Source organism: Lysinibacillus zambalensis, assembly GCF_040183165.1.
GTDB classification, from domain to species: Bacteria; Bacillota; Bacilli; order Bacillales_A; family Planococcaceae; genus Lysinibacillus; species Lysinibacillus zambalensis.
The window spans coordinates 34911-61661 of sequence record NZ_JBEGDG010000023.1 but is presented as its reverse complement, the minus strand read 5'-3'; the positions used below and the strand labels follow the sequence as shown (position 1 = coordinate 61661).

The following is a 26751-nucleotide window of genomic DNA, read 5'->3' as shown; positions in this document are numbered from 1 at the left end:
ACAGGCTTTTCTTCTGCGCTTAAGAAATTTGTAAGAATCCATTAATAAATTAGAGAGTTTCATTTTTTATAATAAGGATAGTTAAATGTAAGGGAGAGATTTACATGACATATATTGTGAAGACAAATCAGCTTACGAAAGTGTTCGAGGGGAAAGAAGTCGTTTCTGCTGTTACTATGCATGTGAAAAAAGGAGAGATCTACGGTTTTTTAGGTCCTAATGGTGCCGGAAAAACAACAGTCATGAAAATGCTGACAAATCTTACGAAGCCAACGAGTGGAGATATTGAAATCTTTGGTGAGAAATTAAATGACCGCTCATACGAAGTGCTGAAAAGGATGGGGACGATTATTGAATACCCAATTTTTTATGAAAATTTAACGGCAAAGGAAACTTTAGAATTACATTGCGAATATATGGGCTATTATGACAAGAAAGAAATTGCGCATGTTCTTGATTTAGTAAAACTAACAAACACGGAAAATAAACGTGTAAAAGACTTTTCCCTTGGAATGAAACAACGCTTGGGTATTGCACGTGCAATTATTACGAAGCCGGAACTACTTATTTTAGATGAACCGATTAATGGGCTAGATCCAGTCGGTATTAAAGAGCTTCGAGAGTTATTCAAGATGCTTTGTAAAGAGTATGGCATTACCATTATGATTTCTAGCCACATTTTGGGTGAAATTGAACAGTTGGCAGATACAGTTGGAGTTATTAAGGATGGGAGATTAATGAAGGAAGTATCTATGGACGCTGTCAATCGTAGTCAGTCAAATTATATAGAATTGATTGTTAATGATGGGAAAAAGGCTGCCTTTATTTTAGAAAGTAAATTAAATATTACTAATTTCAAACTAGTGGATGACAATTGTATTCGAATTTATGAATTGACGGCTTCGCAAAAGGTGCTATCTAAAACATTGATTGAGCATGATCTTGAAATTGAGGGCATTAGCAAAAAAACAAGCTCATTAGAGGATTATTTCTTGAAGTTAATCAATGGAGGTGTCACTAGTGCTTAATTTAATGCATTTAGAAATGAAAAAATATCATATTGGTTCATATATAAAACGAGCTGTCTTCGCAAATTTTGTAATACTAACTGTTATATTTATGCTTATATTTATCACTAAAGTAGAAGGTGATGTAGATTTTAGAACTTATCAGACGGCATTAGGCATGATAGATTCATTTGTAAGAGCAGTATTTATTATTTTTGCTAGTGTGTTAATCGCCAAGTTTATTATTGGAGAATTTAAATATAAAACGATCACTGTAGCCTTTATGTACCCGATCAATAGAAAAAAACTAATTGCTTCAAAGCTAGCCATAGTTGTTCTTTTTACCTTTAGTGCAATTGTTTTATCTACTATATTTGTCACAGCCATTTTTTGTGCTGTTAGTGAGAGTTTTCAATTGCTCCCAGATACGTTATCGGTATCTATCATCATACAACGAATTCCCGCTGTGATCATGAATGCAGTTTCAGCATCATGCATCGCTTTAATACCATTGTATTTCGGTATGAGAAAATACTCTATTCCGGCAACGATTGTATCATCTATATTAATTGTATCAGTCGTATCATCAAATTCGGGTAGCTTCACCTTATATGATATTATTTTTATACCTATCACTTTAGCGATTATCGGTATAAGCGTGGCCTACTTATCATTTCGGAACATTGAGAAGATAGATATTTAAGGGTAAAAAAATAGCGCATTGTAGTAGGTGTGAAAATTGCTGAAACGTATGCCATATATTAGTTGATCTTCTTTACGACTGGGCGACTCCTTGGGGATTAGCGATAGAGGAACGAAGGCTAAAAGCATCACATCCTGTGATAACGCCTTCGTGACCGCCCCGACGCCCCCAGGAAGCTCTGCTCTGCGCGAAAGCGAAGCGTCAGCGGCAAAGCGCCCAGTCGGAACGAAAATCAATCACACGTAATGGAGTAAGTCTTTTACATGTAGAAATGCCAGCCACAAAACCAAATTTGAGGTTTTGTGGCTGGCATTTTTTTAACCAAATATTGTTTGCCATAATAAATAAACATTTAAAGTAACTACAATCACCACGACGATCCATCCTAATATAGTTGTAATACGATGGTTGACTAGACTTCCCATGATGTCACGCTTACTTGTAAACAGTACAAGTGGTACAAGAGCAAATGCGATACCAAAGGATAGAATAACCTGACTTAGGACAAGCGCATAAGTCGCATTCACACCGGATGCAATGATAACTAGAGGAGGTAACATTGTAACAGCTCGGCGTAAATAGAGCGGTATTTTTTTTCTAATAAAGCCCTGCATCACAACGTCACCTGCAAGTGTACCGACTGAAGAACTAGCAAGACCTGCAATGAGAAGGCCAAGACCAAAGGACACTGCCGCCATTGGACCAAGCGCCTCTTTTAAACCGTTATAAGCGATATCTAAATCTTCAACTACTACGCCTTGTGTATGGAATACTGCCGCAGCAATAACAAGCATACTCATATTGATGGCACCGGCAATAATCATCGCAATAATAATATCAATAAACTCAAAACGGAAAATCCGTTTTTTCTCTTTATCATTTCGGCCAACGATGCGATTTTGGGTTAACGAAGAATGCAAGTAAATAGCGTGTGGCATGACAGTTGCCCCTAAAATACCCGTTGCGAGTAAAATAGAATCTACGCCCTCAAAGCGCGGTGTGAACATGCCCATTGTTGCTTCGCCCCAATTTGGCTGTGCTAAAAATGTTTGGAATGCAAATGCTAATACGACGATAAGCACCATGCCGGAAATGCCTGCTTCAAATGCTCTAAAGCCTCTGCGTTGCAATTCTAAAATAGCAAATGAGCCAACTGCTGTAATAAGCGCTGCAGGCAGCATTGGAATATTGAATAACAAGTATAGCCCTAATGCAGCACCAATAAATTCAGCAAGGTCTGTTGCAATAATGACCAATTCAGCCTGGATCCATAAAAAGATAGACGTTTTTTTAGAAAAATGTTCACGTGATACTTCGGGTAAATTTTTACCTGTAGCAATACCAAGCTTTGCTGACAAGGATTGAATTAACACTGCCATTAAATTAGAAAAAGCGATTACCCAAAGCAATAAATAGCCATATTGTGAACCTGCTGTAATATTTGTTGCGAAGTTGCCTGGATCAATATAGGCAACTGCTGCGATGAAGGCTGGACCAAGAAACGGTAAGATTCGTCGCCAACCTGTTATATCTCCATCTAAAACTGCCTCAGCAGACGATTTTGTCATTCGTTTGTAAACCATGTTGTTCCCTCATTTCAAAAAGTATCATCAATGAAATAAAGTTTCCTAGAGGAAAACGATATACTACTATTCTATAGCTTTAGGAAAAAAATGTGAAGATTTTTGCCCATTATTATTTTTTGCTCAGTAATGTAGTTAAAGTATGCACAAATTAAATATGGAGTATTAAAAAATGTGTCACTCGACATGGTTTTAGGATGTGGATTTTTAAACTTAGAATACTGCTGTGCTGAGATCGTGTTTGTTGTCGAGCTTAATTTATTGTTCTTCTCATCATTTTCTAATTAGACTTCCACCTTTAGTATCGTTTACGATGAAAAGAAAATGATGAGGACTGATTCGACATGACCAATCGAATTTTAATAATAGAGGATGAAGAGAATATCGCAAGAGTTCTACAGTTAGAGCTTCAATTTGAGGGTTATAAAGCTGATATGGCACATACAGGGACAGATGGTTTGCTTAAATATCGTGAGCAACAATGGGATTTAATCTTACTGGATGTGATGTTACCCGAGATGAGCGGGATTGATGTACTAAAACGGATTCGTGCAACAGAATCACAGACACCTGTAATTATGCTAACTGCAAAGAGTGAAGTGGAAGATAAGGTAAAGGGTCTGGATCTTGGAGCAAATGATTATATAACGAAGCCGTTTGATATTGAAGAATTACTTGCTCGCATTCGGACTGCTTTAAGATTCTCTCAAAAAGGAAATCTACAACAAGCCGAGCCGACATTTGGGCAATTGTCTATTAATGAACAGACACGCGAGGTAATTTATTATGGAAAAGAACTTCAATTGACACCCCGTGAATATGATTTGCTTTTATATTTACTAAAGCATCCAAAGCAAGTACTGGCTAGGGAGCAAATTTTAGAGGCTGTATGGGGTTATGACTATTACGGTGATACGAATGTTGTGGATGTTTATATCCGCTATGTACGACAAAAGCTTGAAGCTGCTAACGATACACCAATTATCCAAACGGTGCGTGGTGTAGGGTATGTGCTAAAGGAGCACAAACATGAGACTTAAAACAAAAATTCATCTGCTAACAACATTATTAATGCTGGTTTTATTAGTAGCTACAAATAGTGGTATTTACTTTTTGTATGAGAAGATTGCTTATAATACCGAATATAAACAGCTCCAAGCACGAGCAAATGAACTAAGCTCGACATTAAGTCAGTTAAACGAGCAAACCGACTTACAACAAGTCTTAAGAGCTTATATGCCAACAGATGGCGCAGTCTATATTGATGATGGACAGAACTTAAAAATGAAAGTTCAGGCTACGCTAGAGATGCCTGATGTTCCGTACATTACCTTTACAATGCCGGCTATTTGGATGGACGGAACAGTTGTCCAAATAAAATTAAAACAGTCAATGGAAGAAGTGGCGAGCACATTAGGTTTGCTAAAAGCGATATTGGTGGTCGTATCAATCGTTGCGACAATACCTATATTTTTAGCGAGTTTAGCGCTCGGTCGCCTTATTTTATTGCCACTCGATCGTTTAAATGAAACGATGCTTAAAAGTGCTACGACGGGTAAGTATGAAAAAATTGAAATACCCGATCAGGGTGGGGACGAGTTAACAAACATTCATCGTACTTTTAACATGATGATGGAGAAGCTTGAGCAGCATTATCAAAAGCAACAGCAATTTGTATCGAATGCTTCCCATGAATTAAAAACGCCCATTACTGTAATTGAAAGCTATGCAAAATTGCTATTACGTAGAGGCTTTGAAAATAAAGAGGTAGCACAGGAATCACTACAAGCCATTGTGAATGAATCAGCGCGTATGCATGAAATGGTGTTGCAATTACTTGAGCTAGCCAAAAATAACGAGCATTTTGAAGTACATTGCATGCAGATAGAGCTTAACCCCTTTTTAAAGAAGATTGCTTTACAAATGCAACAAGCTTATCATCGCTCATTCATTGTCGAGGATAAAATGCCAAATGCTATTTATAGTGACGAAAAAATGTTGAGGCAACTGCTGTTCATTTTACTTGATAATGCCCGTAAATATAGTGAGGATGAAGTCCTCATACACGCTAAAGAAACTACTACTCATGTTCTTATTACGATTCAAGATTTTGGAGCGGGGATTCCAAATGAGCATATTACCCATTTATTTGAACGTTTTTATCGTGTGAATGAGGACCGTAATCGTAAAACTGGAGGGTCTGGCTTAGGGTTGGCTATTGCTCATGAGCTTGCAGGGCAATTGGGCATTGCGATCGATGTTGAAAGTACACTTGGTGAGGGCTCAAGCTTTACATTACGAGTACCAAAGGAGGGGCAACAATGAAAAAATGGCTATCGATAATTGTTGCCATCATCATTCTTTGTAGTGTAACACTATGGTATGCTCAAAATCGCTTTTTTCATGCCGAGCCTCTAAGTGAAGCAGAGGCCATTGACCATATTGAAACAATCTACAACGGTCATGTAACAAAGGCTAAAAAGCAAGGAAACGACTATGAAATAATATTTACGCGAGATAGAGCCACTTACACAGCGATACTAAATCCTACTACTCAACAAATTAAAGCGTTAAAACTGATGGAGGCAGAAAGTAAATTATTGTTAACAGAATCGCAAATACGTCAATTTGTTAAAAAAGAATATGGGCGTGTAGAAAGTGTTAAGTTAACAGACCGTGTTTACACCGTAAGAGTTGAAAAAGAGGATAGGCAAAAAGAGTTGGCCCTCGATGCTTTTACAGGTGAGGTGTTATCTGAAAAAAATGTTCAACCAATTGAGCGACCTGAAGAAGAAAAAATCATTTCTGAACCGCAAGCAATAAAGATTGCCCTCCAACAACTAAATGGAGAAGTGGATTCAGTTGATTATGAGGAAACAGCGGATGGTGGCTACTATTTAGTTGAAATTGAAACGAAAGATGACGAAGCTGTTTTTCAAATACATGCAGTCTCAGGAAAAGTTATGTCCGTTACTTGGGATGACGATCATTAAGGCCTTCTCATGAAATTCTAATGTTTCTCTTATCGTCCTTTCATCTTTGCTTGATAAACTAAAAATAGTTGAAGCGAAACTTCGTTCAGAGGGGCTTTCTTCATCTTCGAAGATAAGGGGAACACAAGCTATTACACCATGGTGCAGCTTGTGTGACCAACATCTGTTGCTCTGAACCAACCGGACATTTACTGGATCTTACTTCCAGTTATGTGCGGGATAAAACAAAGGAGAGATGGACATATGAACATGAAAAAAATGATTTTAATCCCAGCGTTAGTCGGTGCACTTGGTGTTGGGGCTGTTATTGGCTCAACAACATTATTAACAGGTAATGCTCAAGAGAAGAAGATCGTAACAATGCAGGAAATTGAGAAAAAGGCGCTAGCGGTTGTCAATGGAACGGTAGCTGATATTGAGTTAGACCAGAATCGTTATCGTTCTGTCTATGAGGTAGAAGTTCATACAGATACAGAAGAATATGACTTGAAATTTGATGCCTATACAGGGAAGCTGCTAAAGCAAAAGAAGGAACGCCGAGATGACGATGATCTGGATGTTCATGTAACTGCTGCCACTCCAACAACTAAAATCACAAAAGAGCAGGCTATTGAAAAGGCATTAACGAAAGCAAATGGCACAGTGACTAAAATTAAGCTTGATGATGGTATTTATGAAATCGAAATTAAAAAGGGTCAGTATGAATACGAAGTTGATGTTGATGCATCTACAGGAGAAATTGTAAGCTTCGAACAAGATAAGGAAGACTAATATGCTAAAGCTATCTTAAAAGTAGAGGAATACTTTTAAGATAGCTTTTTATGTTATTGCTATTACGAGCGGCACAATGTAGGTAAATAAACTATCGATATGTCTATGTTTTTACCACCTGACAATGAAATATTTTCTTCTTTACTTTTTTTAATTACAGGCGTAATATGACATCATTATAAAAGTTTCAAATTTCTAAATCGCTGAAGCAATTAGACGCGGGGGAACCAATTTTTACGGATTACATAAGTAATCCTTGGGGTGAATCTCTTCATTTTTGAAGGGTAGGGCTACTCAGGCCCGAATCCGACAGCTAACCTCGTAAGCGTTAAGAGCAGAAAAGTGGAGCTTGGCAGACGAATGAGCGTCTACAAGTCTTGTTTAGTGATGACTTGTAGGCTTTTTTTGTCTTCATTCTAAAAATGAAACAAGGCCCCAGTGAACGGCACAAAACCGATTATGCTAAAGTGTAATCGATTTAGAAATGCGAAACACATTCTATGAAACTAGAAGGTGTTGAATATGAAATTCTCATTAAAGCGTTATATTATCGGTAAACCATTGAGATCTGAAGCGTTAGGAGAACAAAAGCTTAGTAAAACAAAAGCACTAGCCATACTATCGTCCGATGCGTTGTCATCAGTGGCGTATGGACCTGAGCAAATTTTAATCGTACTTATGGCAGTAAGTACTGTTGCCTTTTGGTACTCTCTACCGATTGCTGCTGGGGTAGTTGTGTTACTGACTGCACTTATTTTCTCGTATCGTCAGGTTATTTTCGCGTATCCACATGGTGGTGGTGCTTATGTAGTTTCTCGGGAAAATTTAGGTGTTAATGCTGGTCTAGTCGCTGGTGGGTCATTGCTTGTCGATTATATTTTAACAGTTGCGGTAAGTGTATCGGCTGGAACGGATGCCATTACTTCGGCTTTTCCAAGTTTGCATCCCTATAATGTGATAATCGCTGTGTTTTTTGTTATCTGTTTAACGCTTTTGAACCTACGTGGTGTCACAGAATCTGCATCCATTTTAGCGTATCCCGTTTATTTGTTTGTAGTAGTGATGCTGGTGTTAATCGGAGTAGGGATTTTTAACGTAATGACAGGGCAAGTTCCAGCAGAGTTGCATCCGAAGGTCGGTACACCAGTTGCGGGTATCAGTCTATTTATATTATTAAAGGCATTTGCATCCGGAAGTTCAGCTTTGACTGGTGTTGAAGCAATCTCGAATGCTATTCCTAATTTTAGAGACCCAGCGCCGAAAAATGCGTCTAAAACATTATTAGCTATGGGTGGTATTTTAGCTGTTTTATTTATTGGTATTGTGAGCTTAGCTTATTTTTATGGAGTTGCTCCCAATGCGAAAGAAACGGTTGTTTCGCAAATTGCCGAGGCAAGTGTAGGTCGTCATATCTTTTATTATATAGTGCAAGGAACAACAGCAATGATATTAGTACTTGCTGCAAATACGGGTTATTCAGCGTTTCCTTTATTAGCTGTCAATTTATCGAAGGACGGCTTTATCCCAAGAATATTCCAGATTCGTGGGGATCGACTTGGTTATTCAAATGGCATCATAATGCTTGGCTTAGCGGCCATTGTTTTAATCATTTTATTTGATGGAACAACAGAGCATTTGATTCCACTATATGCAGTTGGTGTTTTTATTCCGTTTACTTTAGCGCAGGCTGGAATGATGCGAAAATGGTGGCGTGAAAAGCCAAAAGGTTGGGTGGGCAAATTTTCAATCAATACGATTGGAGCGGTCATTTCCTTCGTTGTAGCGATGATGTTTTTTGTGACAAAATTGCCTCAAGTATGGCCAGTGTTTATCTTTTTACCAATTATTATTTGGACGTTTCACCGGATTAAGCAGCATTACCAAACAGTTGGTGAACAACTAAGATTAGATCATGAGGAATTACCGAATGTAGAGGGGAATGTCTTCATTGTACCTGTCGCTGGTATTACGAAAGTAGTCGAAAACACATTGCATTACGTGCAGTCATTAAATGTTGATAAAGTTATCGCCTTTTATGTTGCATTCGATCAAGCGGATGCAAAAGCGTTTGAAGAGAAGTGGAAAGCTTGGCAGCCAAATGTACGGCTTGTCACATACTATTCACCATATCGAAGTATTACACAGCCGTTAATGAAATTTATTGATAAAGTTGAACATCAATGTGCGAAAACAGGCCATCAAGTAACAGTCATCATTCCACAGTTTTTACCGAAAAAAGGATGGCATCATATGTTACACAATCAATCGAGTCTATTAATTCGCACGTCGCTGTTATTTCACAAAAATATCGTTATTATGACTGTGCCCTTCCATTTATCAAAATAATGACTAGCAAGCTCGAAAATTGTCTGATATAATCATTACGTTGATTGTAAAACACGAACGTTTGCAATTGAAAGTTAGTAAAATAATAGTAAATTCCGAAAAAACAGACTTTATTCAGTGTAAGATACAAGCACATACCGAATAAAGTGCCATTTTTGGAAATAATGCCAAGGTATAATTGAATAATATTTCACTCATATAATAGCGAGAATAAGGCTCGCAAGTCTCTACCGATTTTCCGTAAAAAAATCGACTATGGGTAGCAATGCTTTAGAAGACTTTATTTAAGATGTTTTCTATTCGTTTCGACGTTTTTACGCTGAATGCTTTGCTCCACTCGTAGATGACTGGAATCAAAGTATTCAGCGTTTTTTGTTATTTGGAATGAGTATTTCTTCTATAATAACGCCTTTGTGACAATGGCATCGTGTTACTGACACTGCGTTAGCACGGCGCTTTCGGTTATTTGCTCATAAAAATTTATTACTATAAGAAAGAAGGATATAAGGGAAATGAAGTTATTACACGACAAAATTGTGCAAGAAGGTAAAGTTCTGTCTTCATCTGTATTAAAAGTAGACTCGTTTTTAAACCACCAAATTGACCCAATGCTTATGAAAGAAATTGGTCATGAGTTTGCGACTCGATTCTCTGATCAAGTGATTACAAAAATATTAACGATCGAATCTTCAGGTATCGCACCATCTGTTATGCTAGGGCTTGAAATCGGTGCTCCTGTAGTGTTTGCACGTAAACGTAAATCATTAACACTATCAGATAATCTTTATAATTCAAAAGTACATTCTTTCACAAAAAATGAAACAAATGATATTTCAGTATCACGTAGTTTCTTAAATGAAGATGATAATATTCTAATCGTTGACGATTTCTTAGCGAATGGCGAGGCTGTTAAAGGTTTGCTTGATATCGCCGCACAAGCTGGTGCAAATGTTGTGGGCGTAGGTATTGTTATTGAAAAAGGCTTCCAAGACGGTGGGAAATTATTACGCCAGCAAGGGGTTCGCGTGGAATCATTAGCAATTGTAGATTCTCTTGAGGATGGCAAAGTAACATTTGCTCCGGAGGCTAATGCGTAATGAATACCGTTAAATCGACGACGCTAGCTATTCAACATTTACTTGCGATGTATGCAGGTGCCATTTTAGTGCCACTGATTATCGGTGGGGCGATTGGCTTTGATTCAACACAAATGACGTATTTAGTAGCGATTGACATTATGATGTGTGGGGTCGCAACGCTTTTACAAGTGTATTCAGGTAAATTTATCGGTATTGGTTTGCCGGTAGTATTAGGCTGTACATTTACAGCGGTTAGTCCGATTATTGCAATTGGTACTAATCCTGAACAAGGTATTACTGATATTTATGGATCTATTATTGCATCAGGTGTAATCATCATGATTATTGCAGGCTTTTTTGGTAAGTTAGTAAAGTTCTTCCCGCCAGTTGTTACAGGCTCGGTCGTGTCGATTATCGGTATCTCTTTATTACCAGTAGCTTTAAATAATATGGCAGGTGGACAAGGTGCAGAAGATTTTGCATCGGGTTCGAATGTAACTTTAGCATTTATTACATTAGTCATTATTTTAGTCGTTTATCGTTTTTCTACGGGCTTCATTCGTGCAATTTCCATTTTAGTTGGATTAGTTGCGGGGACAATCCTAGGCGTATTTATGGATATGGTTGATTTTAGCCCAGTTTCAGATGCTGACGTATTACACATGGTGCAGCCATTTTACTTCGGGATGCCAACATTTAATGCATCTGCGATTATTACAATGACGCTTGTAGGAATGGTTTCTTTAGTAGAATCAACAGGGGTTTATTTTGCACTAAGTGATATTTGTAAGAAAAAATTAGATTCAAAAGATTTAGCACGTGGGTATCGTTCTGAAGGTTTTGCTTCTGTGATCGGCGGTATTTTCAACGCTTTCCCATATACAACGTTCTCACAAAACGTGGGACTTACGCGTATGTCAGGCGTCAAAGATCGTAAAGTCATTTACATTACAGGTGGTTTACTAGTAGCACTTGGCTTCCTACCAAAAATCGCAGCATTAACAACGATCATTCCAACACCAGTACTTGGTGCGGCAATGCTTGCGATGTTCGGTATGGTTATTACGCAAGGTATGGGCATGCTAGTACCTGTTATGAATGAATCAGCGGAAAACGCCATGATTGCTGCTATTGCAGTCAGCTTAGGTGTCGGCGTATCGGTTGTTCCGGGAATTTTCGAATCGCTGCCAGAAAGCGTTTCTCTTCTAACATCTAACGGTATCGTCTGTGGTTCTGTCACAGCGATTATTCTTAATATTTTATTCAACATGATTGGGCCAAAGCATAAGGAAGACCCGATGCATGGGGAAGTTTAAAATTTAATAACATACATCTAAATACCCTATGTATTTCGATGAAAAGAACGTTGTCACCTCCATTTATCTATTGATGTAGATTAAAGGAGGTGACATTTTTTTATGCGGAAACAAGGCTGTTTCTACAGCAAGACTTCTTCATGGAACAAGTCACCCCTGATGGAATTGCTTTTTAGCTGTAAAAACAGTAAATACAATATTTGTAACGAAGAAATATAAAAAACTAAAAATGCTCAACAGTATAAGCGTGGCTGCCTCTAAATTAAAATCATCCTCTGTATTAAACTCATCACCTGTGCCTAAAGAAAAAATGGTTAATAATACAATGTATGGTAAAACGATTAAAGTACTTAAACATAACGCAATGGCATTGACCACTAGAATCGAGGTTTTCCACATTTTAATATTATTCAACGTTTTCTTTGATAAGAAAATAATATTAATTATATATAACAGTGTTACTAAGGTAAAAGGTAATATACATATTAATAAGTAGAATGACATTCCAAGCACCTCGCTCTTAAACTATTTTATTTGATTTCAATTAACTAGCTTAGTGTAATTTTACACCATTTATGTCGTTTGTCAATGCACTATCTTTTAAACTGCCTTTTTATGACATACAGTATAATAGAAGGGGATTTAAATGAATGCGTTTTTAATTGGAAGCAAACAAGGATTTATCCGGATAGAAATCATTGAGGTTTTTGGATTTCCGAATGAAACTAGTTATTTGGGTGGGTACGAAGTTAAAGGGAAAATTGATATAAAAAGTGGTAACTATTTTGTAAAAGACGCAGAATTATGGTTTTCAACTTGTCAGATCTAATCGATTGGGGCAGATTACTATAGAAGGGTATTTCCAAGAGTTTTTTAGTGAAGAAAATAAACTGCATTTTGAATTTGAAAGTGAACAAAGCTATTTGTTATCTTCGTTTGAAGAATTAAGAAAGATAGTTTCCCATTATGGCGGTTTAGAAGGTAAAAGGAGATAGTGGTGTCTTATTGTACGTACAGGGGCGAAAAAACTGTGGTAAAAATTGGTTGTTGAAATACAGATGGATGTGGAATAATATGAACCATATGGAAAGGATGGTTATAAATGAATTTAAAAACTGCTAAAGAAGTTATTGAAGAACTACAAGTAACCATGGAGTCACATATGTCTTCAGAAGAAAAAATGAAATTGGAAGTTTGGTTAAAAGAGTATTACATAGATGAACTAATAAAGAAGAAAGTACCGATGAATTCGGATTGCTAGTCATGTAAATGAGGCACTTCTTTTTCGGAGTTGTCCTTTTGGTTCTGTCACGCGATTATCCGCAACATTTTGTTCAACATGATTGGGCAAAGCATAAGGAAGACCTGATGAATAGGAAAGCATAAAGGTTTTCAATAAAAAACAAGATGTCATCTACTTCTATAGTAGGTGGCATTTTTTATGAGACTAGATGTTTAATTTTTAATTAGTAGGGAATCTATAAAATAGAAACATATCACTAGAATGTAATTCGGTATATCGACATACATTTATAGATATAAAACTACTTTTTGAAAGGTCTCTTACAAAATGCAAAGTATATTTTTGATTGTATTACTTCAATTAGTTTATGTGCCTTTTTTAACGTTACGTACAATATTTTTAGTGAAGAACATTACGTTCCTTGCTGCCATATTCGGTATGCTGGAAATGTTAGTGTATGTATTCGGCCTTTCTCTTGTCTTTAATGGAGACCAAAGTATTTTAGCGATGGTTGTTTATGCCGCTGGTTTTGGTTTAGGTATTTTTCTAGGTGCTAAAATTGAGCGGAAGCTGGCGATTGGCTATGTCTATGCGACAATCAATACGCAAAGTAAGAACGAAGAGCTCGTGAATTTTCTCCGTAATGAAGGCTTTGCTGTGACGATTTATATTGGTGAAGGGAGAGATAGTAATCGCTATAAATATGAAATATTAACAAAGAGAAATCGTGAGACAGAATTGTTCCAAATTGTGGAGCATTATGAACCAAATGCTTTTATTATTTCTTATGAGCCAAAATCATTTAAAGGTGGATTTTTACTGAAACGAATGAAGGCAAAAAATAAATAGTCTTTTCCAAGCTCTCTGTGTATATGCAGAAGGGCTTTTTTTGGTTCATCACCAAAAGTTGTGGATGACTTTGTTAAAACGTCTATTAGGTAAATAAGTGGATCTTCGTTACGACTGGGCGACTCCTTGGGGATCAGCAATAGAGGAACGAAGGCTAAATGCATCACGTCCTGTGATAATGCCTTCGTGACCAACAACAAACGTTTTATCTGCGCGAAAGCGAAGCGACAGCGGCAAACGTTTTATCTGCGCGAAAGCGGCAAGTCGAAACGGAAATCAACCACACGTTTTGGTGACGAACCATTTTTTGTATTCACACAATTTATAGAGGAATTTAGCGACTGAGCTCGATAAAAAATATTAATACGATTACACCGACTGACGTGAACAATAACATGTTCAAATCGATTCTTTCATACTATAAAAACATGCAAGTCTCGAAGGGGTGTTGTATGTATTTTTTTACGAAAGGCTTAGTCATTCTTATAGGAAGTGTCGCGATATCATTAGGGATTAATCTATTCTTAACGCCCTATCAAATTTTAGATGGGGGTGTTGTAGGGATAGCGCTTATTTTACATTATTTATATAACCTTAAAATAGGTTTAATGATTATCATTATTAGCATCCCTATTTTTATTATTTCTTGGTATAAATATAGAGCGTATTTTTACAATAGTATACATGGATTATTAGCATCTTCTCTTAGTATTGATTTGCTAAAATCTGTTCGGAATTTTATTCAAGTAGATGCCCTCTATAGCGCCATTTTTGGAGGGGTACTTATGGGCTTTGGTGTAGGTTTGATGCTTAGATTTCAGACAAGCACTGGTGGTACAGATTTGATTGCACAATTTTTAAGTGAAAAGACTGGAGTTAACGTCGGAATCCTTATTTTTATAATCGATTCCATAGTCATTGTCGTAGGGGGATTGCTTTTATCTACTAGTACATTATGGCTTTCCATTATTACAATTTTAGTCGTAGGGATTACTACAAGTATCATGACTAGTCGTGTTTAATAAAAAAATAGCTTCAGTAGCACTGAAACTATTTTGAAATTCGTTATCGTGAGCTCTTCATCATTCGTTTTTTCGGATGAGCAGGCTTTACTTCTGCTATTAATATGGCGAGTAAAATCATGACAGCCCCTATGACCATACGGCTTGTTAATACCTCATGTAAGAATATAACGGATAGCACCATGCCGAAGAAGGATTCTGTAGATAGGATAATAGCTGCCTTTGTAGCAGACGTATATTGATTCGCCACATTTTGAAAAAGATAGGCAAGAGTCGTTGAAAAAATGGCTAAATAAATAATCGAATAAATGGCTTCTTTTTCAAGAGTACTTGGGATATCGCCTAGAACGACAATGACCAAAACACCTAAAAATGATGCTGTGAGAAATTGAATAATCGTAAGGGTAATGGCATCTTCTTTTTGGACAAATAGGTTTGTACAAAAAATATCAAAGGCAAAGGCGACAGCGCAAGCTAAGGAAAGCGCATCTCCGATATTCATTGTTAGTGAGCCTTTTAGAGATAGAAAACCGATACCGACAATAGCTATTATTGAACCGATAATTTCATAGCCATCTATACGACGCTTGTAAACCGCAAACGCAATTAATGGAACAATAATGACATTGACAGCAGTTAAAAATGCATTTTTAGATGGTGTTGTATATTGAAGCCCTACTGTTTGAAGGGCGAAGGCAATATACAAAATGGTCCCTAATAAAATACCTTTCCAGATAACAGATTTAGAAGCTTTTTTTAATCTAGATCCAAATAAGACTGTCAGTATAATCGAGGCTAATAAAAATCTACCTGCCATTACTTGATAGGCTGTTAAATATTCCAATGCAATAGCTGTTATTACAAATCCGCTACCCCAAACGATTGCAGTGACTAATAGCATACCGTCAGCTATGTATTGTTTCATCATTCTCCCTCCTAACTTCAATAGAATAGCATGAGATGGAAGAAAATAGTTTGATTTTAATTCTAAAAATTCAGGCGTTTTTTTGTACTTATTCCAAAGCTGTCATTCGACATTCACTTTGCTGTGTAATAAGTACAATTTAACGGCTGCAGCTATACGCTCATAAAAAACATAATCATTTTCTAAAGGTGCTACTAGCTGACGTATTTTAGACATGCGATAACGGATTGTGTTTGGATGGCAGAAATGAGCAACGGCTACTTCTTTAATATTTCCTTTTTTTACAACATAGGTGATTGCTGTTTTCATTAAATCCGGATCAATCTTTTCCTCAAGTAGGGGACCAAGATAGCTATTTACATAGTCCATAGCAAATGTAGCATCTTTACGATGCAATTCAATTAATAACCAATCGGAAGCGAGGTTCTCATAATGACATATAGAAGCTGATTCAATTTCAGCCATCATACGTGCATAAAAGGCTTCACGAACAGCAATAGGGAATTCTGATTGTGTTATGTGACAACGACTATAGCCAAAGGTCAATGAATTCGTCGAGATGGTGTACATCGTTAACCATTCATTGAGAAGTTTTTCAAATTGAAATTGCTGTGATGAATGGGTCATTACAATAAAGAGACTCTTTTTGTAGGTACAAATCATACCAAATTTCAATAGAGGCTCTAATTGAAAAAGAGAGTGCATCCATTGGCTATTTTCATGGTTTTGCGATTGAATGTTAGCAACAAATACATACTTGTCGAAGGGCTTATTAATTTGCTGTAAAATAGACTTTATTTGTTCATCAGTTACTTCTTCCTCCATGAGACGTCGCATAATCGTATCTAAAAAGAACGAATAATCCTGTGTTTTTGCATAGGCCATCGTTTCTAAAATAATCTTTTCAAAAAATTCATCTCCACCAAATCGTAAGATCGGAAAATTTTGTTCGTCTGCATAGACTAACACTTCTTCTGGTAAATCCTCATAGATGACAGGTTTATAAGCTAAAGCACTTGCCCCCAGCTCAATAAGGCTTTTCACGGCATTCCGTAAATACTCTGGCTTGTGCTTTGCGAATAATAAACTGCTTAACACAACACTATTCGGTGTGAAAATCGCTTCTCTCACCGTTTGAATATCGGGTGAAAATTCAAAGTCTAGAATTTCAACATTTTGAACGGGTTTATGTAAACCGTTACGACCAGCAACGACTGTAAATTCTTTTGTAATAGGCAGTTGTAAAAAGTTCTCTATGTTCATTACAATATCAAGCAACCTTTCCTATGATTGAGCTTCTATTACTTATTATAAAAGTACTTGTCAGTAAAATACTATTAGTATCATGAATGTACAGTGAAATACCTGATAGGGCGATGCGAATCGCTGATAAAACCACTAACCTTTGCTCGACCTGCCTTCTCTACGCCCTAAATTTATACAACTTCAAATGATCAAAAAAGCTTATTTTTATAAGGTGATGCAAGCTATTGAAAAGGAAATCTAGTGCTAGAGACATCTGTTTTTACATGAAATTCACAGTGTTTTTACAATAAAAGCGTACAATAGATCCTAATAACCAATTTAAGAGGTGCGAGAATGGAGTCTGTTGTGAGACAAAGCATAAAAACGAGTAATTTATTTTCTTATTTAAAATATTTCTACGGGCAGCATCAAAACAATACTCTCTATATAAAACGTTTAAAAGCATTGAAGCAAATTATTCAAGACAAGAATTTACATACTTTTTTTCAACCTATCATTGATTTACAGACGAGGCAGACAGTTGGTTTTGAGGCACTAAACCGTCCGGAGCCTTCGAAATTGTTTAATAGCGTCGATCAGTTTTATGAATTTGTTGGGCAAACGGACTGTGTATTTTTATTTGAATGCTTTTGTCGTAATCTTTCATTACAGCGTTTCAAAGAACGACTGCACGAAGAATGGATAAATAGAGATTTTTTAGTATTCGTAAATATACATCCTAATGTGTTACTAGATAAGAACTACCATAGTGGTGAAACCTTGCAGCTATTAAAGGAGCTTGGCATAAAACCACAGCAAGTAGTGTTTGAGCTAACTGAACGTAGTGCAGTGGTAGATTTTGTAGAGTTTGAACGTGTATTATCTCATTATCGATCACAGGGATATCGAATTGCAGTGGATGATGTGGGCTCAGGCTATAATAGCTTGAAAACGCTTATTTACTTAAAGCCAGAATTTATTAAACTAGACCGTTCTTTAATACAATTTATTGATAAAAACAGGGAGCAGCAGCAGCTTGTTACCTTGCTGATGAGATACGCGGAGCAGGCGAAGACGAAAATTATTGCAGAAGGTATTGAACGCCAGGAAGAGCTTCATTATTTACATACTATTGGAATCCACTACGCGCAAGGTTATGCGATAGGGAAACCCGCAAAGGAAATACATTTAGGAAAAATAAGGATGGGTGACCATGAAGATAGGGGAAGTCATAGAAAACGTTCCTTGTATTGATGAATTTGTGAAAAATAAAGATGTGGATTTACTTTTTACAAGCAATCCGTTATTACGTAGTGTTGTTGTTGTTCGAGATGACAAACCAATTGGGCATATTACGCGTACACATTTCTATCAAAAGATTGGTACACGCTATGGCTATAATTTATTTATAGGACGGCATAATCAGCTGATTATTAAAGAAAATCCTTTAATTGTAGATCGCAACATACCTATAACAGAGGTCAGTACATTAGCAATGTCTAGACCTCCAGAGGATTTATATGATGATGTGATTGTAACAAGGGATGACTTATATTACGGTGTAGTAAGTATTCGGGAGCTACTGCTAAAGCTCGTAGACACACAAGTAGCTATTGCTAGCTTTTTAAATCCATTAAGTAGTCTTCCTGGCAATAAATTAATTGATGAAAAGCTAGAGGAAGCATTACAGCTACCACAATTTAGTTTAATATATTTTGATTTAGATCATTTTAAATCATACAATGATACGTACGGTTTTAATAAAGGAGACAAGATTTTACTGTATTTAACAGATGTTTTGAAAAGAAATATAGTGGGAACAGAAGATTTTTTAGGACATATTGGTGGAGATGATTTTGTTGCGATTCTTCCACACTATGAGTCTGCTGTAATCTGTCAAAGAATTATTGATGAGTTTGATGCATCTATTTTAAGCTTTTATGATGTAGAGGATTTAACATACTTACAAGTACAAAATAGAGCTGGTGAATTAGGGCCATTATCTTGTACTACGCTATCCATTGCTGTTATTACTAATCAACATCAGCAATTTGAATCAGTAGACCAATTGTCAGATGCAGTGACACGTGTGAAAAAACAATGTAAAAATATTTCGGGAAGCTGTTACCTCATTAATGACAATACAAAGGAAACCTACTGCGTTCATTAAATGCACGCAGTAGGTTTTTTATCTTTAGAACATTCCTAGTAAGCGCTTCAGCCAGAATCAGTTGAACTCCGCAGTAAGATTGTTGATTACCAAATGGATTGACGTTTGTCATTGTTTCGGTAAAGCCTTTCACAAGTTCAGGTGCAATCGCATTTCAGGGTATATGCTTGTAAAAACCTAACGAAGAACACACAACATACTTGTAACGTTAATATCCGTCACAGGCTGCCATACAGCAGCATATATTTTGTCACCAACTTCGGCATTGTTGACTAAAATATAAAATGAAATAAGAAATTGTAACAGGAATCATAGCTTGAATCCCTTATTTTATAGAAGCATTTACATTTGCTCCGAATGCCTCATAACATCGCCCTTAAATCCAGCGAAGCCTTTGTTTAACTTCTTTCATGCGATTTTCTATGAAAAAGCCTTTTATCTTAATTGCTCAAAAAGGTTTATGTTTAACTAAAATAATTAAATTCGATTTTTAGGGCATAATCAAAAGAGAAAAGTCGTGCATAATAGGAAATTATCAATCTTAATAAAACATACTTGAATTATAGGGATTATAGGTATATAATTCGATTTACATTATAATTAAACTTCTTAGGAGGCTGTCCATTGTCTACATTACAAATTATTCTTAACGTTGCCGTGTTACTCGTGTTCGTTGGAATATTATTTTATATGAATAAAAAGCACGTTAAGTTTTCAAATCGTGTATTTACTGCGCTAGGCTTAGGTATTGTACTTGGTCTTGGATTGCATTTAATATATGGTATTGATTCTGATGTTTTAGCAAAAACAACAAGTTGGTACAATATTATTGGTACTGGCTACGTTAAATTGCTACAAATGGTTGCAATGCCATTAATTTTTATTTCTATCTTAATAGCCTTTACGAAAATGAAGGTTGGTAAAAACTTTGGGAAAATGGCAGCTCTGATTTTAGTCATTTTAATCGGTACAACTGCTGTTTCAGCTGCTGTCGGTATTTTTTCAGCAACAGTGTTTGATTTAGATGCTTCTCATATTATGCAAGGCGCTGCAGAGGAAGAGCGTGGGGCATATTTAGAGGAGAAAACTTCTGGATTAACTGCACCGGATTTACCAACACAAATTATTGAGCTATTCCCAGCAAACCCATTCTTAGATTTAACAGGTGCTCGTTCTACATCAACAATCGCTGTTGTTATTTTTTCAGCGTTTTTAGGTTTTGCTTACTTACGTGTAGCACGTAAAGATGAAGACACAGCAGCGACTATAAAAAAAGGCTTAGATGCAATCTATGCACTAGTAATGGGCGTTGTAACAATTGTCTTACGTTTAACACCATATGGTATTTTAGCAATTATGGCGCGTACAGTTGCAACATCTGATTTCGGAGCAATTTATAATCTAGGTAAGTTTGTTATTGCGTCGTATGTAGCATTATTTATCGTGTTATTAGTACACTTATTAATTCTTACTTTAAGTGGTTTAAATCCATTTACGTATTTAAAAAAATCTGCAGAAACATTATTGTTTGCCTTCACTTCACGTTCAAGTGCAGGTGCCTTACCGATGAACATTAAAACACAAACAGGCCGTCTTGGCGTACCAGAAGGTATTGCGAACTTCTCAGGCTCATTTGGTTTATCTATTGGTCAAAATGGCTGTGCAGGTGTTTATCCTGCAATGCTAGCGATTATGATTGCACCGACAGTTGGTATTAATCCACTTGATCCGATGTTTATCATTACTGTAATTGCAGTAGTAGCAGTCAGCTCATTTGGTGTAGCTGGTGTCGGTGGTGGTGCGACATTCGCAGCCATTCTTGTATTATCAGCACTTGATTTACCAATTGCACTTGCAGGTATATTAATTTCTGTTGAACCATTAATCGACATGGGCCGTACAGCTCTTAATGTAAGTGGTTCAATGACTGCGGGTGTCACAACTGCACGTATTACAAAAGAATTGGACACTGAAATGTACAATGATAAAGAACTAGGTGCTCAAGTGTCGGATTTATAAAAAGTCAATTTCATTACAGAAAATAATTGCCGCTGATGCTTCGCTTTCGCGCAGTTAAAACATATGCCGCTGACGCTTCGCTTTCGCTACAGAAAACATTTGCTGAATGAAGACAAAGAGCTACTCTCAATTGAGAGTAGCTCTTTTTACATCCGAAAAAAGTGGGGTGTTATGTAAGTAACAGCCCACTTTAATGATAAGGAATCTATTCATCTCTTTATATGATTTTTACATAAAAATCTTTACCGTTAATAAGCTCGGTCAGTTCAATGTTGTGATTTGTTTTATAGTAATTATAAATATTACGTGCTAACCCAGAGTGTCCATTTAAATATGTTCCCTTTTTAATCTCTTTGCGTGGATTATGGAAATCAAAATACAAGCGAGAATCGGGACACATTGCATCCAAAATTGCTTGAAATTCTTGTGCTTCAATATGAAACCCACGTGTATATTTGCATTCTCTGCGGTACGTATCATGAGAAACGTTCACCGGCGACGACTCAAGAACCATTTCGATTTTTTTACTCAAATGTTAGCAGCTCCTTTTTAGAAATTAGCACTGAAGGGTAGAAAAGAAGGTGTGAAAAAGGAATACCATTTTTTATATAAGTTGATTGGAGTGGAGACTGGGCGACTCCTTGCGGATCAGCGATAGAGGAACAAAGGCTAAAAGCATCACATCCTGTGATGACGCCTTCGTGACCAACATCCTGTTACCCCGACGCCTCCAGGAAGCTTTGCTCTGTGCGAAAGCGTAGTGCTAACGTAGCGGCAGCAATTGTTTTATCTGTGCGAAAGCAAAGCGCCCGGTCGGAAAGGAAATCAACCACACGCTATTGTGATGATCCATAAGTTTATGACTAATATAGTTCAATTATATAGTTATCAGAAAATTATATCAATATTTTACCTACCAATCTTGTTGCTGTATTTCTTCTGCTACTACTTGTAAATCATAAGCGGTAATCATTAAAAGTGAATAATCGTGTGTCTCCATATATTTTTCTGCTAGACGTTTCATATACTTCGGGGAGCCTTCGTTTTCTTCGTCATAAATTAGCAGCAGACCATCTGTATTTTGGATAATGAATTTATCTTTTTCGATAAATTGCCATGGCGCCTCGTATGGCTTTTTCGTAACGCTCGTCACAAAGTCTGCTTGTGCTACTAATGCTTGATATTTTTCTTTTTTATGGTCCTGCCAATTTTTCTCCTGCTCTAAAAAAGGAGTGATAATAGAATATTTTAAATGAGGAAAATCCCTTTTTAACATAAGAACAACCTCGGCACCCCATGTTTCGACACCTTGCTGACCACTAATAATGACCCATTCTAAACCTTCGTCTATCAATAGACGAAGATGGTTTTCGAGTGCTTTTTTTATGATGGCAATGCCAGGGTGCTTGTCATTAAAGATGCCTAATTCATGTGGTCTATAGCCAGTAATAATAATTCGCTCTAGCAAAAAAACGCCCCCTAAGCTGTATAGTATGTGTAATCATAGTATACAGTAGGAGGCAGTTGAAAACGAATTTCTATATGTTGTTGTAAAGATGATAGTTAATTGATCTATTAACAGCTCGGAAGGACCGATTAATCAAAACGTGTGAAGGGGAAAGAAAACAGCATTACTTACTGCCTTGCTATATTAAAACGCAAACAGTGTTAAAACTACAGCAACAGCAGTACAGATTCCTAAAAACCACCATGTATCAGTAAAGTCCTCTTTATAGTCGCTATTCATGTAAAGTACTTCCTTTCTGTTTTGTTTTTATCTGTCCGTTCCAAGACCAATTCGTCCATATACGTAGTATGGTTTCGAATGGTCCACGTTTAAATTTCTTGAAATAGGCAAGGCTGAAAACACATTGCAAGCTATACACGACGATTCCAAATAAAATACCGCCAAAAACTCCTAACTTGCCGTATAAGCCTAGACCATATCCATAAAATACTGTTGTACAAATGATGGTTTGCATTAGATAATTGGTTAAAGATAATTTACCGACACTTTCAAAAGCGGGAGCGAGAAGTTGTACAGTGCGAGTTTTATATAGTAAAGCTGCAAGGCAGACATAGCCAACTGCTAATAATTCAGATCCACCTGTCATCAACATGCCAGAAAAATTGCTTTCTATAAAACTTAGACTTTTACAAGCTAGCCCTATTGGCACAAGCAGAGCGCCAAGCTTATACCATTTCTTTTCGTCGTCCATATTCACAAAAGCTTGCTTTTTAGCGAGCCCCATGCCGAAAAGTGTCAATGAAGCGGTAACCATTGGTGCGAGAAAAAGTAAAAAGAAAAAGACTAAGCCTGCATCATCCATGCCTGGGAGTGGAGTATTTGCACGGAAATCATAAATATCTAAGTAACTTCCATTAGCGTATACATGGTCGGCTTTCTCTACATAGGTTGCTAGTTCTTTCTGTTCTTTTTTAGTTTCTTCTACGGAACCAAATGATAAGCTAGTAATAAGTAATAAGAAGATGCTAGCCCAAATAAATAAAGTTTTTGGTTTACGATTAATGAATGGGATTAAAAACAATATCATTAAGCCGTAGGCAAATAGAATATCGCCGTCCCATAAAAGGGTTGAATGTAGTAAACCTAAGGCTATTAACCCAGTTGCACGGCGTAAAATGGACCATCGACTCTTATCTTTTTTTCTACGAATAGACTCTATAAGTTTAATAAGAGAGAAGCCAAATAAAATGGTGAAGATCGGCATAAATGAACCTTCTATAAAGATTTTTACAAAATACAGGGCTCCATTATCGAGAGCGGAAAGATTTTTTAGTTCATCTTTGCCATACATGCCAAATTGGAAAATCAGCAAATTTGCCATTAAGATGCCGAATAAGCTAAACCCACGCATTGTATCTATGAAGGTAACACGTTTAGTTGTCATTGCGTTTTATCTCCTTAATTGGTTATCTTATACATAGTGTAGTTGGTAAAGCTTATGGTGAAATGATGGCTACCTTAAAATATTCTTAAAAGAAGGTGATAGCATGCAAGACGTGTCAATTTTAGTATTAGAGGACGAACGGGCAATTGCAGAAATGATTGAAATTATATTAAGAAAAGAAGGTTTTTTAAACATTACACTCTGCGAAACTGTTCAAGAAGCAAAAAAGAAAATGGAAACGCTAGTGTTTGATTTTTATCTATTAGATATTATGCTTCCGGATGGTAGTGGACTGGATATGGCGAATATGATTCGAGAGCAAAGTGAAGCACCTATATTCTTTTTAACTGCAAAAGGTAGTGATGCAGATAAGCTTCGTGGTTTTATGAATGGCGCAGACGATTATATTACGAAGCCATTTAATCCGCTAGAGCTTGTTGCGAGGGTTAAGGTGCAACTGACAAGATATGTAAAGAAAAAAGATGTGCCAGAAAGTCATATATTTTCATGTAGTCGGTTTACATTCGATATCGATGCAGCAGAGGTAACTGTAAATGGCACAAAGGAAATTATTAGCGGTAGGTTATTTCATCTATTGAAATACTTATGTGAAAATGCGGGGCAAGTATTATCGAAGGAGCAAATTTACGAGCGTGTATGGGGTGACTGTTTGTTTGATGATAATACCGTGATGGTACATATTCGAAAACTCCGTGAAAAAATAGAGAAGAAACCTGGTAAACCAACCTGCATTATTACTGTGAGGGGGATTGGTTATAAGCTTGTTGGAGATGTTCATTCATGAAGCCAGCTAGAAGATTAACTCTTCGTTTTGTGTCTTATTTCATCGTTTTTTATTTACTAATCATTACAGGCTTTATTATAAGTTTGGTGTTTTTCGCAATCTTTATCAATCGTCATGTCGGTGACGATATTCATATAATGTCTTCCTCTGAAATTAAAGATGATGCTGTCGTAGAAAAAGGGGATTCCATTAAGATTGCTGATTATTTAGTGAAGCGAGCAGAGGAGAACTTAGGGCAATTATATTTGTTCAATCGATCGATGGACATTGTTGATTACACGGGAGAAACTTGTGAACTATGTGGAATGCCAGATAACGAAATAATGGCTCTTAAACGGCCGGGAATGCACACATGGGAGATTCCAAAATACCATTTATTATTCCTCCCGGCTTTACCTGTCCAACCGTTTTTTGAGGAAGTAGTTCAGGAGTGGAAGGATAAAGGAGAGATTCCTTCTGAACTGCTCCAGCGTTTACAGGATAAGAAGGTATCGGTTGAAATCTATAATGAGCAGTGGGATCGTGTAGAGGTCATTGGTGAGCGCTATAAAAAACTTCATAAGCCTCAATTGCTCGAAGAAAACTACGATATTTTTGAGTACAAAGAGCTTACGCGAAATGCTTTTTTAGAGGATGGATCAACACTAGTTGTACGTATGCCCAACCCAGTGTATAAGCCGTTTGACGAGCCCTTTAATAAAGCGATGCTTTTATTTATCTCCATCTTCTTTGGTGGACATATTATATTGTTAATAGGAATTATTTTTTTATCGGTTAGCATTTCCCGTCAATTTGTTCGCCCACTTGTTTATGTCATATCTCGAATCGAGCTACTAGCTCAATTCGACTACAGTAAAGTAATAGATAAAAGTATCCATCATCTGAAGACAGGGAAGTTAAAAAGGAAATTTAAATTATTTGAGCCAGTTGATGAATCGATTAATAATTTATCAAAGCGCCTCTCCTCTAATGAAAGACAGATTAAACATGCGGAGCAATTACGTGAGGAATGGATAACAGGCTTATCGCATGACTTAAAGACACCGTTAAGCTCTATTTATGGTTATTCAACAATGCTTGCTTCTGAGGACTATGAGTGGACGAAGGAAGAAATGCGCGTCTTTGCAACTACGATGCAGGAGAAGGCAACGTACATGGATGCCCTTATACGAGACTTAACATATACGTACCAATTAAAAAATAGAGCGATCCAGCTTGAAAAAGTGTTGATACCACTCGCTGTCTGGTTACCTCAATTTGCAGATGAGCAAGTGTCTGTAAAGGTTTATGGTGATGTCATGCTTGAAGCGGACGAGCTTTTATTAAAGCGTATTTTGGATAATCTTATAACCAATGCTAAAAAGTATACGCCTGACGGTACTAAGGTGAACGTAGAAGCGCAAAATATAGGTAAGGAAATTATGCTGACAATTGCCGACCAAGGTCCGGGAATTCCTCAAGAGGAGCTTGATAACCTCTTTGAGCGATATTATCGAGGTACAAATACTACAGACGATACAACGGGTACAGGTCTAGGATTGGCTATTACTAAGCAGTTAATTGATTTGCATGGGGGTACCATTAGGGTCCAATCAGGAGCGGAAGGTACAGTTTTTATATTAAAGTTTAAATGTAAGTAGTAGTTTTTGGTCTCAAAGTTGGGGGCGGTTGTAAAAAATGAATGCAAGTATATAAGTTGATTGGAGTGGAGGCTGGGCGACGCCTTGGGGATCAGCAATAAAGGAACGAAGGCTAAAACCATC

At 36.9% G+C, this 26751-nt stretch carries 26 protein-coding genes and 2 riboswitches; of the genes, 19 read left to right on the top strand and 7 right to left on the bottom strand.

Features of this window, described 5'->3' with window-relative positions:
* Window positions 1–104 precede the first annotated feature (104 nt).
* Together ABNX05_RS21740 and ABNX05_RS21735 are read left to right on the top strand one after the other, a co-directional pair.
* On the top strand, window positions 105–1028 hold the full coding sequence (locus ABNX05_RS21740) for an ABC transporter ATP-binding protein (RefSeq protein ID WP_349661631.1): 924 nt from the start codon (window positions 105–107) through the stop codon (window positions 1026–1028).
* Window positions 1029–1119: 91 nt separating this feature from the next.
* Window positions 1120–1710 (top strand): ABC transporter permease, encoded by a 591-nt coding sequence (locus tag ABNX05_RS21735; RefSeq protein ID WP_349661630.1) that lies wholly within the window; start codon window positions 1120–1122, stop codon window positions 1708–1710.
* Window positions 1711–2027: 317 nt separating this feature from the next.
* On the opposite strand, the gene ABNX05_RS21730 is transcribed toward ABNX05_RS21735, so the two are convergent.
* A complete protein-coding gene (locus ABNX05_RS21730) occupies window positions 2028–3293 on the bottom strand; it encodes an Nramp family divalent metal transporter (protein WP_349661629.1) in 1266 nt (421 codons plus the stop codon).
* 344 nt (window positions 3294–3637) lie between these two features.
* Here ABNX05_RS21730 and ABNX05_RS21725 point away from each other — a divergent pair, with 344 nt between their 5' ends.
* The 7 genes from ABNX05_RS21725 (at window position 3638) to ABNX05_RS21695 (ending at window position 11798) form a co-directional block, all read left to right on the top strand.
* Entirely contained in the window at window positions 3638–4333 is a 696-nt protein-coding gene (locus tag ABNX05_RS21725; protein ID WP_349661628.1) for a response regulator transcription factor, read from the top strand.
* Window positions 4323–5618 carry a sensor histidine kinase gene (locus ABNX05_RS21720; protein WP_349661627.1) on the top strand — a complete coding sequence of 432 codons (1296 nt, stop codon included), beginning with the start codon at window positions 4323–4325 and terminating at the stop codon, window positions 5616–5618. The genes ABNX05_RS21725 and ABNX05_RS21720 overlap by 11 nt, the downstream gene beginning before the upstream one ends.
* On the top strand, window positions 5615–6286 hold the full coding sequence (locus tag ABNX05_RS21715; protein WP_349661626.1) for a PepSY domain-containing protein: 672 nt from the start codon (window positions 5615–5617) through the stop codon (window positions 6284–6286). Before ABNX05_RS21720 ends, ABNX05_RS21715 begins: the two co-directional genes overlap by 4 nt.
* A gap of 243 nt (window positions 6287–6529) precedes the next feature.
* Window positions 6530–7057 (top strand): PepSY domain-containing protein, encoded by a 528-nt coding sequence (locus tag ABNX05_RS21710; protein ID WP_349661625.1) that lies wholly within the window; start codon window positions 6530–6532, stop codon window positions 7055–7057.
* 191 nt (window positions 7058–7248) lie between these two features.
* Window positions 7249–7399, top strand: a riboswitch (cyclic di-AMP (ydaO/yuaA leader).
* Between the two features lie 180 nt (window positions 7400–7579).
* Window positions 7580–9403 (top strand): APC family permease, encoded by a 1824-nt coding sequence (locus ABNX05_RS21705; protein WP_349661624.1) that lies wholly within the window; start codon window positions 7580–7582, stop codon window positions 9401–9403.
* A 174-nt stretch (window positions 9404–9577) separates the two neighbouring features.
* Window positions 9578–9679, top strand: a riboswitch (purine riboswitch).
* Window positions 9680–9915: 236 nt separating this feature from the next.
* The gene (locus tag ABNX05_RS21700; RefSeq protein WP_079562994.1) at window positions 9916–10500 is read left to right on the top strand and encodes a xanthine phosphoribosyltransferase; all 585 of its coding nucleotides are present in this window, start codon (window positions 9916–9918) and stop codon (window positions 10498–10500) included.
* Window positions 10500–11798 carry a nucleobase:cation symporter-2 family protein gene (locus ABNX05_RS21695; protein ID WP_349661623.1) on the top strand — a complete coding sequence of 433 codons (1299 nt, stop codon included), beginning with the start codon at window positions 10500–10502 and terminating at the stop codon, window positions 11796–11798. Before ABNX05_RS21700 ends, ABNX05_RS21695 begins: the two co-directional genes overlap by 1 nt.
* Before the next feature lie 150 nt (window positions 11799–11948).
* Here the strand turns inward: ABNX05_RS21695 and ABNX05_RS21690 are convergent, their stop codons facing one another.
* Window positions 11949–12302: a hypothetical protein gene (locus ABNX05_RS21690; RefSeq protein WP_349661622.1), complete on the bottom strand. Its 354-nt coding sequence runs from the start codon at window positions 12300–12302 to the stop codon at window positions 11949–11951.
* A gap of 142 nt (window positions 12303–12444) precedes the next feature.
* Here ABNX05_RS21690 and ABNX05_RS21685 point away from each other — a divergent pair, with 142 nt between their 5' ends.
* The 5 genes from ABNX05_RS21685 to ABNX05_RS21665 all read left to right on the top strand — a co-directional run bounded on the left by ABNX05_RS21685 (window position 12445) and on the right by ABNX05_RS21665 (window position 14912).
* Window positions 12445–12627, top strand: coding sequence for a hypothetical protein (locus ABNX05_RS21685; protein WP_349661621.1), 183 nt, complete (start codon window positions 12445–12447; stop codon window positions 12625–12627).
* Between the two features lie 4 nt (window positions 12628–12631).
* Entirely contained in the window at window positions 12632–12793 is a 162-nt protein-coding gene (locus ABNX05_RS21680) for a hypothetical protein (RefSeq protein ID WP_349661620.1), read from the top strand.
* A gap of 107 nt (window positions 12794–12900) precedes the next feature.
* Window positions 12901–13059 carry a hypothetical protein gene (locus tag ABNX05_RS21675; protein WP_170939023.1) on the top strand — a complete coding sequence of 53 codons (159 nt, stop codon included), beginning with the start codon at window positions 12901–12903 and terminating at the stop codon, window positions 13057–13059.
* Between the two features lie 309 nt (window positions 13060–13368).
* Window positions 13369–13890 (top strand): DUF2179 domain-containing protein, encoded by a 522-nt coding sequence (locus ABNX05_RS21670; RefSeq protein ID WP_349661619.1) that lies wholly within the window; start codon window positions 13369–13371, stop codon window positions 13888–13890.
* Between the two features lie 452 nt (window positions 13891–14342).
* Window positions 14343–14912: a YitT family protein gene (locus tag ABNX05_RS21665; protein WP_349661618.1), complete on the top strand. Its 570-nt coding sequence runs from the start codon at window positions 14343–14345 to the stop codon at window positions 14910–14912.
* A gap of 43 nt (window positions 14913–14955) precedes the next feature.
* Here ABNX05_RS21665 and ABNX05_RS21660 read toward each other — a convergent pair whose 3' ends face one another.
* On the bottom strand, window positions 14956–15837 hold the full coding sequence (locus tag ABNX05_RS21660; protein WP_349661638.1) for a DMT family transporter: 882 nt from the start codon (window positions 15835–15837) through the stop codon (window positions 14956–14958).
* A 102-nt stretch (window positions 15838–15939) separates the two neighbouring features.
* Window positions 15940–17100, bottom strand: a complete 1161-nt coding sequence (locus ABNX05_RS21655; protein ID WP_349661617.1) for a PucR family transcriptional regulator — start codon at window positions 17098–17100, stop codon at window positions 15940–15942.
* Window positions 17101–17436: 336 nt separating this feature from the next.
* On the opposite strand from ABNX05_RS21655, the gene ABNX05_RS21650 reads away from it, so the two are divergent.
* The 3 genes from ABNX05_RS21650 (at window position 17437) to ABNX05_RS21640 (ending at window position 21271) form a co-directional block, all read left to right on the top strand.
* Window positions 17437–18336 (top strand): EAL domain-containing protein, encoded by a 900-nt coding sequence (locus tag ABNX05_RS21650; RefSeq protein WP_349661616.1) that lies wholly within the window; start codon window positions 17437–17439, stop codon window positions 18334–18336.
* Window positions 18296–19252: a GGDEF domain-containing protein gene (locus ABNX05_RS21645; protein ID WP_349661615.1), complete on the top strand. Its 957-nt coding sequence runs from the start codon at window positions 18296–18298 to the stop codon at window positions 19250–19252. The genes ABNX05_RS21650 and ABNX05_RS21645 overlap by 41 nt, the downstream gene beginning before the upstream one ends.
* A gap of 690 nt (window positions 19253–19942) precedes the next feature.
* The gene (locus ABNX05_RS21640) at window positions 19943–21271 is read left to right on the top strand and encodes an L-cystine transporter (protein WP_349661637.1); all 1329 of its coding nucleotides are present in this window, start codon (window positions 19943–19945) and stop codon (window positions 21269–21271) included.
* A 217-nt stretch (window positions 21272–21488) separates the two neighbouring features.
* Here ABNX05_RS21640 and ABNX05_RS21635 read toward each other — a convergent pair whose 3' ends face one another.
* From ABNX05_RS21635 to ABNX05_RS21625, 3 genes are all read right to left on the bottom strand, one after another.
* Window positions 21489–21803: a hypothetical protein gene (locus tag ABNX05_RS21635; protein ID WP_349661614.1), complete on the bottom strand. Its 315-nt coding sequence runs from the start codon at window positions 21801–21803 to the stop codon at window positions 21489–21491.
* 381 nt (window positions 21804–22184) lie between these two features.
* A complete protein-coding gene (locus tag ABNX05_RS21630; protein ID WP_349661613.1) occupies window positions 22185–22739 on the bottom strand; it encodes an SLOG family protein in 555 nt (184 codons plus the stop codon).
* A 271-nt stretch (window positions 22740–23010) separates the two neighbouring features.
* On the bottom strand, window positions 23011–24183 hold the full coding sequence (locus ABNX05_RS21625; RefSeq protein WP_349661612.1) for a DUF418 domain-containing protein: 1173 nt from the start codon (window positions 24181–24183) through the stop codon (window positions 23011–23013).
* A 103-nt stretch (window positions 24184–24286) separates the two neighbouring features.
* On the opposite strand from ABNX05_RS21625, the gene ABNX05_RS21620 reads away from it, so the two are divergent.
* Together ABNX05_RS21620 and ABNX05_RS21615 are read left to right on the top strand one after the other, a co-directional pair.
* On the top strand, window positions 24287–24988 hold the full coding sequence (locus tag ABNX05_RS21620; RefSeq protein ID WP_349661611.1) for a response regulator transcription factor: 702 nt from the start codon (window positions 24287–24289) through the stop codon (window positions 24986–24988).
* Entirely contained in the window at window positions 24985–26628 is a 1644-nt protein-coding gene (locus ABNX05_RS21615; protein ID WP_349661610.1) for a sensor histidine kinase, read from the top strand. The genes ABNX05_RS21620 and ABNX05_RS21615 overlap by 4 nt, the downstream gene beginning before the upstream one ends.
* The last annotated feature ends 123 nt before the right edge of the window (window positions 26629–26751 follow it).